This window comes from Neglectibacter sp. X4, from assembly GCF_009917365.1.
Classification (GTDB): Bacteria; Bacillota; Clostridia; order Oscillospirales; family Acutalibacteraceae; genus Acutalibacter.
The window spans coordinates 23737-39269 of sequence record NZ_QWLE01000009.1 but is presented as its reverse complement, the minus strand read 5'-3'; the positions used below and the strand labels follow the sequence as shown (position 1 = coordinate 39269).

The following is a 15533-nucleotide window of genomic DNA, read 5'->3' as shown; positions in this document are numbered from 1 at the left end:
TGCCACACTTAAGGCCGTGAGGGCGCTGCCCTCACACTCCCGCAGCTTTCTTTCGGAGAAAGCTGGCAAAGAACTCGCGTCCACGCCAAACCAAAGGAGGAAACACACATGAAGCTGGAAAACAAGATTGCCCTTGTGACAGGGGCTTCCCAGGGCCTGGGAAAGGCCATTGCCCTGAAGCTTGCTGAAAACGGAGCGGATATCGCTGTGATTTATGTAGGCCCGGAAGAGCCTGCCCTTGCCGTCTGCAGGGAAATAGAAGCCATGGGCCGCAGGGCCAGGGCCTATTTCTGCGACGTGCGGGAGGAAGAGGCTGTGAACGATACCGTTAAGGCGGTGACAGAGGATCTGGGGAAAATTCACATCCTGGTGAATAACGCCGGGGTTACCCGGGACGGCCTGCTGGTGAAGATGGACGAGAAGGATTACGACATGGTGCTGGACATCAACCTGAAGGGCGCTTTCCATATGACAAGGGCCTGCTGCCGGGGCTTTATGCGCCAGCGCTATGGAAAGATCATCAATATCAGCTCCATTGCGGGGCTGGTGGGCAATGCCGGGCAGGTAAACTATGCCGCCTCCAAGGCCGGGCTTATCGGCATGAGCAAGTCTGTTGCCAAGGAACTGGGAGGCCGGGGCATCTGCTGCAACTGCATTGCCCCCGGTTTCATTGAGACAGACATGACAAAGGACATCAAGGAGGACAACCCCCTTTTGCAGCAGGTGCCTATGAGGAAAATGGGCAAGCCGGAGGACGTGGCAAACGCGGCCCTGTTCCTGGCTTCCCCGGATTCCGACTATATCACAGGCGAAACCATACGGGTGGACGGGGGCCTGGCAACGTAAGAATCCCGGATACAGGGCGGGAAGCCCTGGAAACGCACGACCTTTGTGCGCCGCAAGGTTTTGAAGATTCTTCAAGGGGCCTGGCAAAGGCAGGTTCCTTCAGCCGCCGGAGGCGGAACAGGGAAAGGAGACGTTTACACATTGCGTAGAGTTGTGATAACAGGCATGGGCGCCGTAACACCCATAGGCAACGACGTGCCCAGCTTCTGGGAGGCTTTAAAGGCCGGGAAATGCGGCATAGGGCCGATTACGAAATTCGACGCGGCAGAATACAAGGTAAAGGTTTGCGCAGAGGTAAAGGATTTCGATCCTTTGCGGTACATGGACAAGGGAGACGCGCGCAAGTTTGACCTTTTCTGCCAGTATGCCATGGCAGCGGCCGGGCAGGCCGTGGAGGAAAGCGGCATTGTGGGCACTTTGGAGCCGGAGCGCATCGGCACCTATTTCGGCTCTGGCATTGGGGGCATTGAAACCTTTGCCGCGCAGCAGCAGGCGCTGATGGAAAAAGGCCCCCGGCGGGTGTCCCCCTTCTTCATCCCCGCGCTGATTATCAACATGGCAAGCGGCCTTATCGCCATTAAATACAAATTCCAGGGCGCTGCCATCCCGGCTGTGACAGCCTGCGCCACAGGCAACAACGCTATTGGCGAGGCCTACCGGGCCATTAAGCATGGCTATCTGGACGCGGTGCTGACAGGCGGCGCGGAAGCGGCTATTATCCCCCTGGGGGTGGCGGGGTTTGCCAGCATGAAGGCCCTTTCCACTACAGAGGATCCGGAAAAGGCCTGCGTGCCCTTTGACGCCAGGCGCAACGGCTTTGTTATGGGCGAGGGCGCGGGCGCTTTGATGCTGGAGGAATATGAGCACGCCAAGGCCCGGGGCGCAAAAATTTTCGGGGAGCTTTGCGGCTACGGGGTCACCTGCGACGCGCACCATATCACCGCGCCGGATCCGGAGGCTGCCGGCGGCGCCCGGGCCTTGAAAATGGCCTATGACGAGGCAGGGGGCTGCGGGGATCCCGCGAAGATATACGTAAATGCCCACGGCACCAGCACCCCCTTGAACGACTCCTGCGAAACCCTGGCCATTAAAAAGGGGCTGGGGGAAGAAGCGGCCCGCAAATGCATGGTCAGTTCCACCAAGTCCATGACAGGGCATATGCTGGGCGCCGCAGGGGCTGTGGAGGCCATTGCCTGCGTGAAGGCCCTGGAGGAGGGCGTTGTGCCCCCCACCATCGGATATGAAGAGCCTGACCCCAACTGCGATTTGGACTATGTGCCGAACACAGCCCGGCAGGCGGAGATAGAGCTGGCCCTGTCGGCTTCCCTGGGCTTTGGCGGGCACAACGCCTATCTGGCCTTTAAAAAAGCTTTATAAAAACTTCCAAACCGGGGACTGTCCCGAAAACCGCGGGCAGTCCCTGAACCAGAAAGGATGCAGGTATGGAAATAAAAGAGATTGAAGCCCTGGCAAGGCTGATGAAAGAAAACGGCCTGACCAGCCTTGCGTTTAAAGAAGGCGAGGTTTCCCTGAAGCTGGAGCGCCGGCAGGAGGCCGCGGCCTTCCCCCAGGCAGAGGGTTCCCCCTTTGTGCCGGCCCCTGTGGAGGCCCCGGCCCCGGAGCAGGCCCCTGCCCAGAAGGAAGGCACCCTGGTGGCGTCTCCCACAGTGGGGGTGTTTTACGCGGCGGCTTCCCCGGAGAGCCAGCCCTTTGTGGCTGTAGGGGATCAGGTGGAAAAAGGCGACACTTTATGCATTATCGAAGCCATGAAGCTGATGAACGAGATCCCGGCGGAGGTTTCCGGCAGGGTGGCGGAAATCTGCGTGAGCAACGGCCAGGTGGTGGAATACGGGCAACCACTATTTAGAATAATATAATACTTCTGTTTTGGAATAGTTTAGGCGCAAGCCCTTTTTAAAGGGCTTGCAGGGGATTGGGGGCGGACCATGAGCCGACCGAGTCGGCAGACGAGACAGTTCCCAAGGTCTTAGGAGGTACTGGTATGAACAAGGAAGAAATCAAAAAGCTGCTGCCCCACCGGGAGCCGATGCTGCTGGTGGACGAGGTGGAGCTGATAGACGGCAAGGCCCATGGCAAATGCCATATTAAAGGGGACGAATACTTTCTGCAGGGGCATTTTCCCGGGAACCCGGTGGTGCCGGGGGTTATCCAGTGCGAGATGATGGCCCAGTCGGCCTGCGTGCTGCTTATTGGAAGCGCGCAGGGAAAAACGCCCCTGTTTACAAGCCTGAACAATGTGAAGTTCCGGGGGCAGGTGAAGCCTGGGGACACCCTGGAAACAGAATGCGAGCTTACCCGGCAGCGGGGCAGCTTTTACTTTGCCAAGGGCGTGGGCCGCGTAAACGGCAAGGTGTGCGTAAGCGCGGAATTTTCCTTTGCCCTGGTAGACGGGGCGGAATAAGGGGCGGGCTTTTGGCTCCTCTTGAAAGGATGAAAACAAATTGTTCACGAAGATTTTAATTGCGAACCGGGGGGAAATCGCCATCCGCATTATCCGGGCCTGCAAGGAGATGGGCATCTCCACAGTGGCGGTGTATTCCCAGGCGGACAAGGAGTCCCTTCACGTGGCCCTGGCGGATCAGGCTGTGTGCATTGGAGGCGCACGGGCGGAGGAAAGCTATCTGGACGCAAAGCGCATTGTCAGCGCCGCCATCGCCACAGGCGCCCAGGCTATCCATCCCGGCTACGGCTTTTTGGCGGAAAACGCCGGGTTTGCCGGAATGTGCAAGCAGTATGGCCTGGTGTTTATCGGCCCTCCCGGAGAGGTTATCTCCCAAATGGGGGACAAGGACGCCGCGCGCCGTTTAATGCAGGCAAACGGCGTGCCTGTCACCCCCGGCACAGACATCCTGCAAGACGCCGGGGAGGCCTGCGAGGCAGCAAAAGCCATCGGATATCCTGTGCTGATTAAGGCCAGCGCCGGCGGCGGCGGCAAGGGCATCCGGCTGGTGAAAAGGCCGGAGGACATGGAAAAAGCCTTTGGCACAGCCAGCCAGGAAGCGGAAAAGGCTTTCGGTGACGGCAGGATGTATCTGGAAAAATATCTGGCCCCTGTCAAGCACATTGAGGTACAGCTATTGGCGGACAAGGCGGGGAACACTGTGTGCCTGGGAGAGCGGGAATGCTCTATCCAGAAGAATAACCAGAAGCTGATAGAGGAGTCTCCCTCCCCCGCCGTCACCCCGGAGCTGCGGGAAAAGCTGACGGAAACAGCCGCCCGGGCCGCCAAAGCGGCGGGCTATGAAAACGCGGGGACAGTGGAATTCCTCATGGACAAGGCGGGCCATTTCTATTTCATGGAGATGAACACCCGCCTGCAGGTGGAGCACCCTGTGTCAGAGCTTGTAACCGGGGTGGACATTGTGAAGTGGCAGATCCGCATAGCGGCGGGAGTGCCGCTTGACTTCACCCAGGAGGATATCCAGGTGCGGGGGGCTGCCATTGAGTGCCGCATCAACGCCTTGGGCGCAGGCAAGGTGGGCTTTTTCCACACGCCTGGCGGGCCTTGGGTGCGCTTTGACACCTTCCTTTACCAGGGCTATGACATCCCGCCTTATTATGACTCCATGCTTGGGAAGATGATTGTCTATTCCTCCACCCGGGGGGAAGCCATCCGCAAGATGCAGTCCGCTTTGTGCGAGCTGGTGGTGGGAGGCACCCGCAATAACATTGAGAGCCAGATTGAAATTGTCCGGGACGCCCGCTTCAAAGCCGGGGACTATTATACAGATTTTATGCAGCGCTTTGGGGGATAATCCCGCCCTGCTGTAAAGAATAAATGCAGGAATGAAATAAATGACCGTTCTCCAAGGTTTTTGGAGATGCATAAGAACCTTTTTCCTGAAAAAAGTTCTTATGCCGCCGGAGGCAGAAGCGTTTTGCCTCTGGCAGAGAGGAGCAGCGTAAAGATGGCAGGAAACAAGATAGCCCGGGTGACGGAGGACGTACACCGGGAACTGACGGCAATCCTGCGGGAGGTGAAGGATCCCCGGGTGAAGGACTGCCTGCTGAGCATCGTGCGGGTGGAGGTGACAAACGACCTCTCCTACTGCACCGTATACGCCAGCACCATGGAGGGCATGGAGCGCACAAAAACTGCTGTGCAGGGGCTGAAATCTGCCGGGGGATATATCCGGCGGGAGCTGGGCCGCAGGCTGAAGCTGCGGCACGTGCCGGAACTGATTTTCAAGGCCACAGATTCCATTGCTTATGGCGCGTCCATTTCCCGGATGCTTCAGGATCTGGACATTCCGGAGGAAGAAGAGCCAAAAGAGGAGGAAGAGGACTGATGGCAGACTGCATGAAGGCAGCCGCGCTGCTGCGGGGCTGGGACGACATCCTGGTGCTGTGCCACGCTTCTCCGGACGGGGATACCCTGGGTTCTGCCGGGGCCTTGGTGCGGGGGCTTGGCGCCTTGGGAAAGCGGGCTTTTTTTGCCTGCGGGGACAAAATTGACGAAAAATACAGCTATCTTTTTGAGGGGCTTGCGCCCCTTGACCGGGAGCCTGCCCATATCGTGTCGGTAGACGTGGCCACGCCCTCCCTGCTGGGGGGGCTGGAAAAGGAATATGCGGGCCGGATAGATCTGGCCATTGACCACCACAGCGGGCATGTCCCCTTTGCTTGGGAAAGCTGGGTGGAGCCGGATGCCGCCGCCAACAGCGAGCTTATTTACCTGCTGCTGGAGGAGCTGGGGGTCTCCGTTGACAAGGCCATGGCGGACTGCCTGTACACCGGCATTACCACAGACACCGGGTGCTTCCGTTATGCCAGCGTGACCCCCCGCACCCACCGTATCGCGGCGTCCCTGCTGGAGCGGGGGGCTGACGGGTTCGGAATAAACCGGAAGATGTTTGAAAATAAGTCCAGGGCCCAGGTAGAGGCCGAACGGCTGCTGATGGAGGGCATGGCCTTTTCCTGCGGCGGGAAGTGCGCCATGATGCAGGTGCCCCTTTCCATATATGAACGCACAGGCGTGCGGGACGGCGAACTGGAAGGGGTGGCATCCCTGCCACGGCAGATAAAGGGCGTGCTTTTAGGCGTCACCTTAAAGGAGAAGGAGGACGGCACGGTGAAAGGCTCTGTGCGCAGCAACCCCCCTGCCAACGCCCGGGAAATCGGGGAAAGCTTTGGCGGCGGCGGGCACCCGGGAGCCGCCGGGTTCACCCTGCCCGGGATGACCCTGTCCCAGGCGGCGGAGAAGGTGGAAGCGGCCTGCCGGGAACAGCTTCTGGGGCTGGGGCTGCTGTAGAGACTGCCCCTAAAAAGAAAAAGAATAAAACGCGGTTTTAGGGTCAACCCCTTTTTTCAAAAGGGGTTGCGGGGTGTGGGGCAGCGCCCCACGGCCTTCCCCGCCCGGAGAAAGGAGGCGCGCCGTGACAAGAGGGATTTCCCGCCGGTGGTTTATCAACACCATCGGGGTGGTGTTTCTAATTCTGCTGGTTTCCATCCTCACCCTTTCCATGATGGTGCAAAGCTCCACCTATAACGGCATGGAGCTGGCCCTCACCGGGCGGCTGGAGGAACTGCTCAACTGGCTTCCAGGAAGCTCTGGGGGATATGAAACCTCCGAGTTCACCGCCATTACCCGGGACTACATCGAAAACGTGTTCCAGGAAAAAAACCGGATGGAAATTATGGCTTTAAGCAAGGACGGCAAGGTGTTCATCACCTCCACAGGCTTTGAGCCTGACCAGCAGCAGGCCATGCCCGACTATGAAATGGCCTTGAGAAGCGGGGACAATGCCGGCAAATGGGTGGGGGAGCTGGACACAGGGGAAAAGGTGATGGCTGTCACCCGGGCTGTGCGGGACAGCAGCGGAAGCCTGATTGGGGCCATCCGCTATATGGTTTCCCTGGAGCGGGCCGACCGCCAGACAGCTTTGGTCATAAGCGCCCTGGTGCTGGCCGGAGCCTTTATCATGCTGCTGCTCACTTTAAGCGGCGCCTACTTTATCCGCTCCATCCTGGTGCCTGTGCGGCAGGTAAGCCAGAGCGCCCGGCAGATTGCCCAGGGGGACTTTGAGGTGCGCATTGAGAAGTCCAAGGATGACGAGATAGGCCAGCTTTGCGATGCTATCAACGACATGGCGGGAGAGTTGGGGGCGGCGGAGCGGATGAAAAACGACTTTATCTCCTCTGTCTCCCACGAGCTGCGCACCCCCCTTACAGCCATTAAGGGCTGGGCCGAAACCCTCCAGGGCGGGGCGGATCCCGGCACAGAGGAAAAGGGCATCGGGGTGATTATCCGGGAGTCGGAGAGGCTTTCCGGCCTGGTGGAAGAATTGCTGGATTTCTCCCGGCTGCAAAGCGGGCGCATGCGCCTGATTGCCGAGCGGCTGGATTTGATTGCGGAACTGGACGAAGCGGTGTACCTCTTTACCGACCGGGCCAGGACAGAGCGCAAGGAGCTGCGCTATGCGGAGACAGACCAGTTGGCCCCGGTTTACGGGGACAGGGACAGGCTGCGGCAGGTGTTTGTGAACATCCTGGACAACGCCCTGAAATATACAGGGGAAGGCGGAGCCGTCAGCGTGGCGGCCTCTGTAGAAGCGGGCTATGTGAAGGTGCTGGTGACAGACACAGGCTGCGGCATTCCGGCAGAGCACCTGCCTAATGTGAAGAAGAAGTTTTACAAGGCAAACCAGCTTGTGAGAGGTTCTGGCATTGGCTTGGCGCTGGCAGATGAAATCACCGCCATGCATGGCGGCGCCCTCGCTTTGGAGAGCCAGGAAGGGGCGGGTACCTGCGTTGCCATTTCCCTGCCCTTGTGCGCCACCCTGGAGGCGTCGCCCGGGCTTGTGGAGACGCCGGAGATACAAAAGCTGCTGGAAAGGAATCGGGAATAAATGGAAAAAACAAAGAAAATTACCACCATCGGGGGGCAGGCCCTGATTGAAGGCATTATGATGGTTGGCCCCAAGCGCACCACAGCCGCTTTCTGCGACGAAAAGGGCCGCATCACCACAGAGGACATTACAGCCCCCCGGCTGCGGGATAAATGGCCCATTCTGGGCAAGCCCTTCATCCGGGGCATTTTCTCCCTGGTGGACACCTTCCGCCTGGGCTACAAGGCCTTGTCCATCTCCGCGGACAAGCTGACGGAGGAGGACGGGGAAGAGGAGCTTTCCGGCCTGGACAAGTGGCTGTATGATCACCTGGGGGAAAAGCTTACCGGGGCGGTGATGGCAATTGGCGGCGTGCTGGGCGTGGCCCTTGCCATTTTGCTGTTCTTTTTCCTGCCCACAGTCCTCTTTAACCTGCTGCAAAAAGCCTTTCCCGCTGACATCGCCCCCTGGCGCTCTGTTTTTGAGGGCTTCCTGCGCATTGCCATCTTTGTGGGATACATCCTGCTGGTATCCCTGCTGCCAGACATGCGCCGCACCTTCCAGTATCATGGGGCGGAACATAAAACCATCTTCTGCTATGAAAACGATCTGCCCCTGACTGTGGAGAATGTGAAAAAGCAGAAGCGGTTCCATCCCCGGTGCGGCACCAGCTTCCTGATTCTCATGCTGCTTATCGGCATTATCGTGGGCTTTTTCATTCCCTTTGAAAACCCCTTCCTGCGCACAGTGACAAAGCTTTTGTGCATCCCTCTGATGGTAAACATCGGCTTTGAGCTGCAAAAGGCCTGCGCCAAACACACAGGGCTTCTCTCCCGGATTGTCACCGCCCCGGGGCTTTGGATGCAGCGCATCACGGTGAAGGAGCCGGATGATAAAATGATAGAGGCCGCCATTGCCGCCATGGAGGCGGTTATCCCGGAAAACGGGGAGGATTTGCTCTCGTGACGGAAAAGGCGGACACCTACCGGCAGCTATACCTGCACTGCCTTTCCCGGCTGCGGGCCGCTGGCATAGAAGATCCCGGCACAGACGCGGCACTGCTGTGCCGGCACTTTTTCTCCTTAGACCGCCCCGGCCTTGCGGTTCATGGGGAAGAGCATTGCCCGGAACCTGCCCGGCAGGCCTTTTTGCAGGCAGTCCGGGAGCGGGCAGGCCGCAGGCCCTTACAATATATCCTGGGGCGCTGGGACTTTATGGGCCTTACCCTGCAGGTGGGGGAAGGGGTGCTGGTGCCCCGGGAGGACACAGCCGTTCTGGTGGAGGCCCTTGCCCGGCAGCTTGCGGGAAGGGAGTGCCTTTCGGGGGTGGATCTCTGCGCGGGCACAGGGGCTGTGGCCTTGGGGCTTTGCTCCCTGTGCCCAGGGCTTCAAATGGACTGCCTGGAGCTTTCCTCCCAGGCGTTTTCCTATCTGGAAAAAAACCTCCAAGCATATCCCCAATACCCTGTCAGGGCTTTTCAGGGGGACATCCTTTCAGGGGAAACCGCAGCCCGGTTCCAGGGGCTGGACGTGATTGCCGCAAACCCTCCCTATGTTGCCAAAGACATTCTCCCCTCCCTCCAGCCGGAGGTGCAGAGGGAGCCTGCCATGGCCCTGGACGGCGGCCCGGACGGCCTGCTGTTTTACCGGGCCATTGCCAAGGAATGGGTTCCCCTTCTGAACCAGGGCGGCGTGCTGGGGGTGGAGATCGGGGAGGAGCAGGGAGAGGCTGTTATGGGGCTTTTCCAGGCCTCCGGCCTTTCGCAGATTGTCCTCCACAAAGACTGGGCCGGGCTTCCCCGGGCAGTCACCGCTTTGGCCCTGTGAGGATTCTGTAGAAAAAAAGCGGGGCTGGGAAATGGATTTCAGTGAAAACGTGGAAATTCTTCTGGCGGGGGAAAAACCAGCGGCAGGGGGATTGCGCTTTTCCTGATATTTGTGTAGACTGTACCTGACAAAAAAAGGAGGCAGTGAGATGGGGAAGCGGATAAAATACACAGGCCGGTATGCCGGGCAGCGGCTGCCCAGGCGCATCACCGCCATGCTGGCAGCGGTTATCATTATGGGTATAGGGGTATCCCTGTATGTACTGGGGGGCATGGGCGCGGATCCCTTTTCCACCCTGAACCTGGGCGTCTCCTCCAAGCTGGGGCTGACCTTTGGCACGTGGCAGATTATCTTTAACGGCATCCTGCTGGCAGCCATATTTTTTATTGACCGTTCCATGCTGGGGCTGGGCACCCTGGGCAACATGTTCCTCATCGGCATCACAGCAGACATCTGCAACTCCCTGCTGGCGGACATAGCCCCGCCCACAGAGGAACTGGGCATACCCCTGCGGGTGGCCCTCACCCTCCTGGGCGTGGTGTGCCAGATTTTAGGCTGTTCCTTTTACGTAACCGCCAACCTGGGCATGGCCCCTTATGACTGCGTGTCCTTTATCGTCCCCAACAGGACGAAAATCCCGTTCCGCTGGTGGCGCATTATCAGCGACTTTACCTGTGTGGCCATCGGTTTCCTCTGCGGGGCCACTGTGGGATTGGGCACCTTGATTATGGCCTTTGGCACAGGCCCCCTGCTGCCCCTTTGCAACAAATATATTGCCGCTCCGGCTTTAAAAATTGCGGACATCCCCAAAGGATAAGGCGGGAACCCAAAAGCCCCCCAGGCTCTCAAGGGAGCCTGGGGGGCTAGGCAAAATACCTAAGAAAGCTTTTTACAGTTTTCTTAGGTATTTTTATTTGAGAACCTGTATTCCACAACCTGTAACCACCATCTGAGCGGCCTTTTTTGAAGCCATTCTGTGTTAAATTTTTTGCCACGCGCCAGCATGCCCGCGAAAATCCGCCTTGACTGGCTCCAAAATTCTCGCTCAACTGGCAATTTCGATTATGAATACAGGTTCTGAGTTTGTTTTTTTCTTTTGCTTGATGGCTCAACAAAACATATATTTCCAAATGGCTCCCTTTTTCTATATCACTCCGGCCCGCAGGCGGGCAGCTCGAACCAGAAGACGCTGCCCTGGCCCAGGGTGCTTTCCACCCCATAGGCTCCGCCGTGAAGCTCCAGCACGTTTTTCACAATGGCAAGCCCCAGCCCGGTGCCTATCTGTGCCCGGCGGTGCTCTTTGTCCACTTTATAATAGCGCTCCCAGATGTCCTTGAGCTTGTCCGGCGGAATGCCTTCCCCTGTGTCGGAGACGCTGATGCGCACCCGGCCCTCCAGGACTGTCTGGGCAAGGGAGACGGTTTTATCCGCCCCGGCATAGTGGATGGCGTTATTCACCAGGTTATACACCACCTGGGAGATTTTCAGCTCGTCTGCCTCCACCCAGATTTCCTCCTCAAAGGCAAAGGGGAAGCTGTAATCTGCCAGCTTGTCATAGCGGGTGAGGATCCCCTTAATGCAGGCGGTGAGGTTGAACCTGGACTTCACCAGCCCCACAGCCCCGGCTTCCAGCTTAGAGAGATCCAGCAGGTCGTTGACAAGGTTTGTCAGACGCTCTGTTTCCTCCACAATCACCTGGACATTCTCCGGGGTGTTTTCCCCGGGCAGGTCGCGCATGACTTCGGCATAGCCCTTTATCATGGTAAGGGGCGTGCGCAGGTCGTGGGATACATTTGCCAGAAGCTCCCGGCGGAGCTTGTCCACCTTGGAAAGCTCCCCGGCGGCATAGTTGAGGGTTTGGGCCAGTTCGCTGACCTCCCTGGCCCCTTGGGACTGAAAGCGGATGGAATAATCCCCCTGCCCCAAAAGCTTGGCGGATTCGCTCATAGCGGTGAGAGGCCCAGCAATCCGCCGGGACAGGAAGGCTGCCAGAGCCGCCCCCAGCAGGAGCATCACCAGGGTGACGCAGAAAAGCTGCACCCGCAGCGTGTCCACTGTGGCGTCTACCGGGGTGATTTCCGATTCCACCAGCACCAGCCAGTATTCCTCCGAGGCAGTGGGGGCCATCACCCCTAAAAGCATGATCTGGGCGCCGCCGCTCCGGGAGGTGAAGGTTTCCATATAAGAGCCGCCTAGAAGGTTTACCTTGTCAAAGGCCGCAATGCGCTCCAGGCGGCCCATGCCCGCCACCAGGCTGTCCTTAAAGCTCTGGCGGTAAGCCACCAGGCTGCGCCCGATAGGGTCGGTGATAAAAATATTCACGCCTGTGTGCAGGCAGGTATCATAGGCCAGGGAATCCAGTTCCGGGCTGTCGATGTTTTTCGCAATAGAATCGGCAATGCGCCGTGCCTCCCCGGTTTTAATGGCCCGGTAGAAGGGGTTTAGCAGGACGGTTTGCAGCACCCACAGCAGCAGCAGGATGAGCAGGGCAAAGAGGCAGAACCCCGCCGTAATCTGCGCCCGCAGCCCCAGGGGCCTTGGGGGCAGGCCCTTGCCCCCTTTCTCCCGCCCTCTCATGCGTCAAAGCGGTAGCCCACGCCCCGCAGGGTTACGATAAAGCGGCTGTAAGGCCCTAAAGATTTGCGCAAAAGCTTGATGTGGGTATCCAGGGTGCGGTCGTCCCCGTAAAAGTCATAGCCCCACACATTTGTGATGAGCATCTCCCGGGTGAGGGCCAGGCCCTTGTTTTCCACCAGGTAGGTGAGCAGTTCGTACTCCTTGGGGGAAAGCTCTGCCCGCTGCCCGTCCACTGTCACCACCCGGGCGTCAAAGTCAATGCAGAGGCCCTCCAGCGCCACCTGCCTGCGCTTTGCGTTTTCTTCCTGGGGCCTGGCCCGGTTCATAATGGCGTTTACCCGCAGCATCAGTTCCTTGGGGGAAAAGGGCTTTACCACATAGTCGTCCACTCCCAGCTCAAAGCCATGGATGCGGTCGTATTCCTCCCCCCGGGCAGAAAGCATCAGCACCGGCATGGGGGAAGCCTTCCGGATTTCCCCTGCCGCGGAGAAGCCGTCCAGCTCTGGCATCATCACGTCCATAATCACCAGGTCAAAGCCCTCCGGGCTGCGGCGCACCAGTTCCACCGCTTCCATGCCGTTTTCCGCTTCCGTCACCTGGTGCCCCTCAAACTCTGCGTATTTCCGTATCAGCTTCCGGATTTTTTCTTCATCATCCACAACCAGCAAACGGTACATCCCGCTCCCTCCTTTTTGCTAAAGCGCGCCGGGATTCCGGCGCTTTGCCTCCGGCGGCTTAAGAACTTTTTTGAGGAAAAAGGTTCTTAAGAATCTCCAAAAACCTTTGTTTTTCATTTTTCTGCCCGGTGCCGCGTGGCCCGCTGCAAACTCTATAGTCACCACACTTGAAAAATGGAATTCTTCAAGTGTGCCGATTGTAGTATACCCCGGCAATGTGAAGGCTGTATGAAGGCCCGGTATAAAAATAAGGGCCATATGGCCCCTATTTATATAGCCGCACCCCGGTTTTGTCCACCGCTTGGTATGCTTCGGAAAAATCGAATTGAAAAGGCGGGGCAATGTGCCCGGGGAACAAATCGGACAGGGGCGCCAGCACGAAGGCCCGCTCCAGCATCCGGGGGTGGGGCAGGGTGAGGCGCTCTGTGTCCTTCCGGCAGCCCTCAAACAGCAGCAAATCAATGTCCACAGTGCGGGCGCCATGGTATTCTGTGTGCACCCGGCCGAGCCTGTCCTCAATGGCAAGGCACTGCTCTAAAAGCTCTTCCGGGGAAAGCTTTGTCTCCGCCAGCACGCAGCAGTTAAGATAGTCCGGCTGCTCTGACGCCACGTCAAAGGGAGCCGTCTCATAAAGGTTTGACATGGCAAGAAGCCGCGTGCGGGGCAGCTTTTCCAGTTCTTCCACAGCCATTGCCAGGTTTTCTTCCCGGTTCCCCAGGTTGCCGCCCAGGCCCAGTACGGTTTTCATGGATTTTCCTCCCTCTTTTGGGTGATTTCCACTGCCGCATAGTCAAACACGGCGTTCATGGGGGCCTCCGGCTTTTTAAGCCGGAGGGTGATTTCCTCCACCTGGGGGAAGCCTGCGAACACCGCGTCGCACACAGCCTGGGCCGCCCGCTCTATCAGGTTGTATTTCGTTTCGGTAAAGGCCCCTTGTACGGTTTTGCGCACAGCGGCATAGTTTACCGTATCTTCCAGGCTGTCGCTTTTCCGGGCTTGGGAGAGGTCGGCAAGCAGGGTGATGTCCAGCACAAAAAGCTGCCCATCCCGCTTTTCCTCCGGGTTCACCCCATGATAGGCAAAAATCTCCAGGCCCCTAAGGATTACCTTATCCATCTGCCTGCTCCTTTTCCGCCATGTGCTTGGCAATTTCCCCGTTCACTGTCTCCCGCCAGGCCAGAAGGCTTCCAGGGGATCGGGGATAGGTGGAGAAGGTCATGCCGCCAAAGCCGGGAAGGGCCTGCACGGCCTCCGGGCCTCGGAGGGATTCCAGCAGCTCTAAGGCCCGCATATCCTGGAGGGCGTGATGGAACACCTTCATGCGCAGGGATTTAATGGGGCCGTCGGGGCCGGGATACACAGAGAAGGGGTCGCCCCCGGGGAAGGCCCGGCCTGCGTCTGTTACAGTATAGGGGTCTATCCGGCTGCGGGAGTTCTGGCTGTTCCAGAAGTTCAAGCCCCAGTGGAGGAATCCCGCGATTTTGAATTTATAAAGCTGCCAGCCTAAAATGCGGTTCCGGTAGGAGGGCATAGCCAGGAAGCGGTTCGCCACGTCTACGTTCTGGGAACAGCAGGTGTAGGCCCACAGCCCCGGCGCCTCCCGCTGGAGGAAGCCCTCTATGTGATTGGTGGCGGCAATGGGGTTGCTGACCAAACCTTTGTCAAAGAAGGCTGTGTCGGAAAGTGCGTCATACAGAGGGAAGCCGTCTAAGTAAGGCAGAACCGATTCCCGGGCCTTTTTGTAAGCCTCCAAGTCTTTTTCCTCCGGTTCGTCGGAGATGTGGAAAACCACCTTGCCCTCTAAGCCTGTCCGGCGGAAATATCCTGTGAGGGCAGGAAGGAACTGGGCAAGGAATTCCCGGTAGGCCGGGGAAGAAGCCGGGGTATCCCAGCCGAACAGCCGGAGGGTGGACCCGTTTTCCACCACATAAATGGCGGGGGCAAAGCCCGCGCCCCACTGGGTGAACAGGTGGGAAACCTCAAAGTATTCCATGCCTGCCTCCTGGGCCACACGGATGAAACGGCCCAGATTGGAAAAATCAAAGGTATAGGTATTTTTCGTTTTCCGGATGTTTGCAAGCTGGGTGCGGGGCCGCTCGGCCCCTACCTCTGTGTCCAGGGCAGGGGTGAGCACAGGGGTGAGCACCATGTTCATGCCCTCCTCTGCCGCGGCCCGCAGATAGCGGCCAAGCAAAGACCAGTATTCCTCGCTATATACAGGCACCCCGTACCACTGGGCCAGGCAGTCCCCATGAAGCCATTGGGTATAGATCAGCTTTTGCTTGGGCAGGGAAGCCCCTATAACCTCCAGGGTAAAGGTACACTGGGCGCTTTCCTCCCCGCCTTCTGCCAGCAGGGTGACAGGGTATTCCCCTGGGGAGCAGTCCTCCGGCACCAGGACGTCCACCCACACCACAGTTTGGGTGAAGCCGTTTGCCTCCAGCGCCCCGGAAAGAGGGAACAGGGGATCCGGGAACAGGCCGGGCTTTACGGAAAGGTAGTCGCTGTCGTGGCGGGCGGGATAGGCAGGCAGCTCGCAGGGGACATTCCCCACCCGGTAGAGCCGGATATGCTCCTTTAAAGGGGAATCCACCTGGACGCGCAGGGGTTTTGTGCCCCAGCCGTCCCATTTGATGGCAGCCTGCCAGGCAAAGCTTTCCCCTCTGAGGCTGCTTCCCCTGCCATACTCCGTGCGGAAATCCTCCGCGTCCGGGAAGATTTTTTCCAAGGCCGATCTGCTGTGGATGTGTATCACGCCA

The 15533-nt window shown here is 58.5% G+C and carries 17 protein-coding genes; 11 read left to right on the top strand and 6 right to left on the bottom strand.

From position 1 onward, the window contains the following. Window positions 1–108 precede the first annotated feature (108 nt). From fabG to D1841_RS05905, 11 genes are all read left to right on the top strand, one after another. The gene (fabG, locus tag D1841_RS05955) at window positions 109–846 is read left to right on the top strand and encodes a 3-oxoacyl-[acyl-carrier-protein] reductase (protein WP_160642271.1); all 738 of its coding nucleotides are present in this window, start codon (window positions 109–111) and stop codon (window positions 844–846) included. A gap of 141 nt (window positions 847–987) precedes the next feature. After that, on the top strand, window positions 988–2223 hold the full coding sequence (gene fabF, locus D1841_RS05950; RefSeq protein WP_160642270.1) for a beta-ketoacyl-ACP synthase II: 1236 nt from the start codon (window positions 988–990) through the stop codon (window positions 2221–2223). Between the two features lie 65 nt (window positions 2224–2288). Beyond that, window positions 2289–2723: an acetyl-CoA carboxylase biotin carboxyl carrier protein gene (gene accB / locus D1841_RS05945; RefSeq protein ID WP_160642269.1), complete on the top strand. Its 435-nt coding sequence runs from the start codon at window positions 2289–2291 to the stop codon at window positions 2721–2723. A gap of 125 nt (window positions 2724–2848) precedes the next feature. Next, window positions 2849–3268 (top strand): 3-hydroxyacyl-ACP dehydratase FabZ, encoded by a 420-nt coding sequence (gene fabZ / locus D1841_RS05940; RefSeq protein ID WP_160642268.1) that lies wholly within the window; start codon window positions 2849–2851, stop codon window positions 3266–3268. Window positions 3269–3308: 40 nt separating this feature from the next. Then, complete coding sequence (locus D1841_RS05935) at window positions 3309–4622, top strand: acetyl/propionyl/methylcrotonyl-CoA carboxylase subunit alpha (RefSeq protein ID WP_160642267.1); 1314 nt, start codon at window positions 3309–3311, stop codon at window positions 4620–4622. A gap of 153 nt (window positions 4623–4775) precedes the next feature. Further along, window positions 4776–5156, top strand: a complete 381-nt coding sequence (gene rbfA, locus D1841_RS05930) for a 30S ribosome-binding factor RbfA (protein ID WP_160642266.1) — start codon at window positions 4776–4778, stop codon at window positions 5154–5156. Beyond that, window positions 5156–6118: a bifunctional oligoribonuclease/PAP phosphatase NrnA gene (locus tag D1841_RS05925; RefSeq protein WP_160642265.1), complete on the top strand. Its 963-nt coding sequence runs from the start codon at window positions 5156–5158 to the stop codon at window positions 6116–6118. The genes rbfA and D1841_RS05925 overlap by 1 nt, the downstream gene beginning before the upstream one ends. 124 nt (window positions 6119–6242) lie before the next feature. Then, window positions 6243–7715 (top strand): HAMP domain-containing sensor histidine kinase, encoded by a 1473-nt coding sequence (locus D1841_RS05920; protein ID WP_347563947.1) that lies wholly within the window; start codon window positions 6243–6245, stop codon window positions 7713–7715. Further along, window positions 7716–8660 carry a DUF1385 domain-containing protein gene (locus D1841_RS05915; RefSeq protein WP_160642264.1) on the top strand — a complete coding sequence of 315 codons (945 nt, stop codon included), beginning with the start codon at window positions 7716–7718 and terminating at the stop codon, window positions 8658–8660. Further along, window positions 8657–9520 (top strand): peptide chain release factor N(5)-glutamine methyltransferase, encoded by an 864-nt coding sequence (prmC, locus tag D1841_RS05910; protein ID WP_160642263.1) that lies wholly within the window; start codon window positions 8657–8659, stop codon window positions 9518–9520. Before D1841_RS05915 ends, prmC begins: the two co-directional genes overlap by 4 nt. Window positions 9521–9668: 148 nt before the next feature. Beyond that, window positions 9669–10337, top strand: a complete 669-nt coding sequence (locus D1841_RS05905) for a YitT family protein (RefSeq protein WP_160642262.1) — start codon at window positions 9669–9671, stop codon at window positions 10335–10337. A gap of 46 nt (window positions 10338–10383) precedes the next feature. On the opposite strand, the gene D1841_RS05900 is transcribed toward D1841_RS05905, so the two are convergent. The 6 genes from D1841_RS05900 to D1841_RS19755 all read right to left on the bottom strand — a co-directional run bounded on the left by D1841_RS05900 (window position 10384) and on the right by D1841_RS19755 (window position 15529). Next, window positions 10384–10650 carry a hypothetical protein gene (locus D1841_RS05900; protein WP_160642261.1) on the bottom strand — a complete coding sequence of 89 codons (267 nt, stop codon included), beginning with the start codon at window positions 10648–10650 and terminating at the stop codon, window positions 10384–10386. A gap of 19 nt (window positions 10651–10669) precedes the next feature. After that, window positions 10670–12097, bottom strand: coding sequence for a HAMP domain-containing sensor histidine kinase (locus D1841_RS05895; RefSeq protein WP_160642260.1), 1428 nt, complete (start codon window positions 12095–12097; stop codon window positions 10670–10672). After that, window positions 12094–12774, bottom strand: coding sequence for a response regulator transcription factor (locus D1841_RS05890; RefSeq protein WP_160642259.1), 681 nt, complete (start codon window positions 12772–12774; stop codon window positions 12094–12096). Before D1841_RS05890 ends, D1841_RS05895 begins: the two co-directional genes overlap by 4 nt. Before the next feature lie 265 nt (window positions 12775–13039). Next, window positions 13040–13522: a 2-amino-4-hydroxy-6-hydroxymethyldihydropteridine diphosphokinase gene (gene folK, locus D1841_RS05885; protein WP_160642258.1), complete on the bottom strand. Its 483-nt coding sequence runs from the start codon at window positions 13520–13522 to the stop codon at window positions 13040–13042. Beyond that, a complete protein-coding gene (gene folB / locus D1841_RS05880) occupies window positions 13519–13890 on the bottom strand; it encodes a dihydroneopterin aldolase (protein WP_160642257.1) in 372 nt (123 codons plus the stop codon). The genes folK and folB overlap by 4 nt, the downstream gene beginning before the upstream one ends. Then, the gene (locus tag D1841_RS19755) at window positions 13883–15529 is read right to left on the bottom strand and encodes a DUF4091 domain-containing protein (protein ID WP_160642256.1); all 1647 of its coding nucleotides are present in this window, start codon (window positions 15527–15529) and stop codon (window positions 13883–13885) included. The genes folB and D1841_RS19755 overlap by 8 nt, the downstream gene beginning before the upstream one ends. Between the last annotated feature and the right edge of the window lie 4 nt (window positions 15530–15533).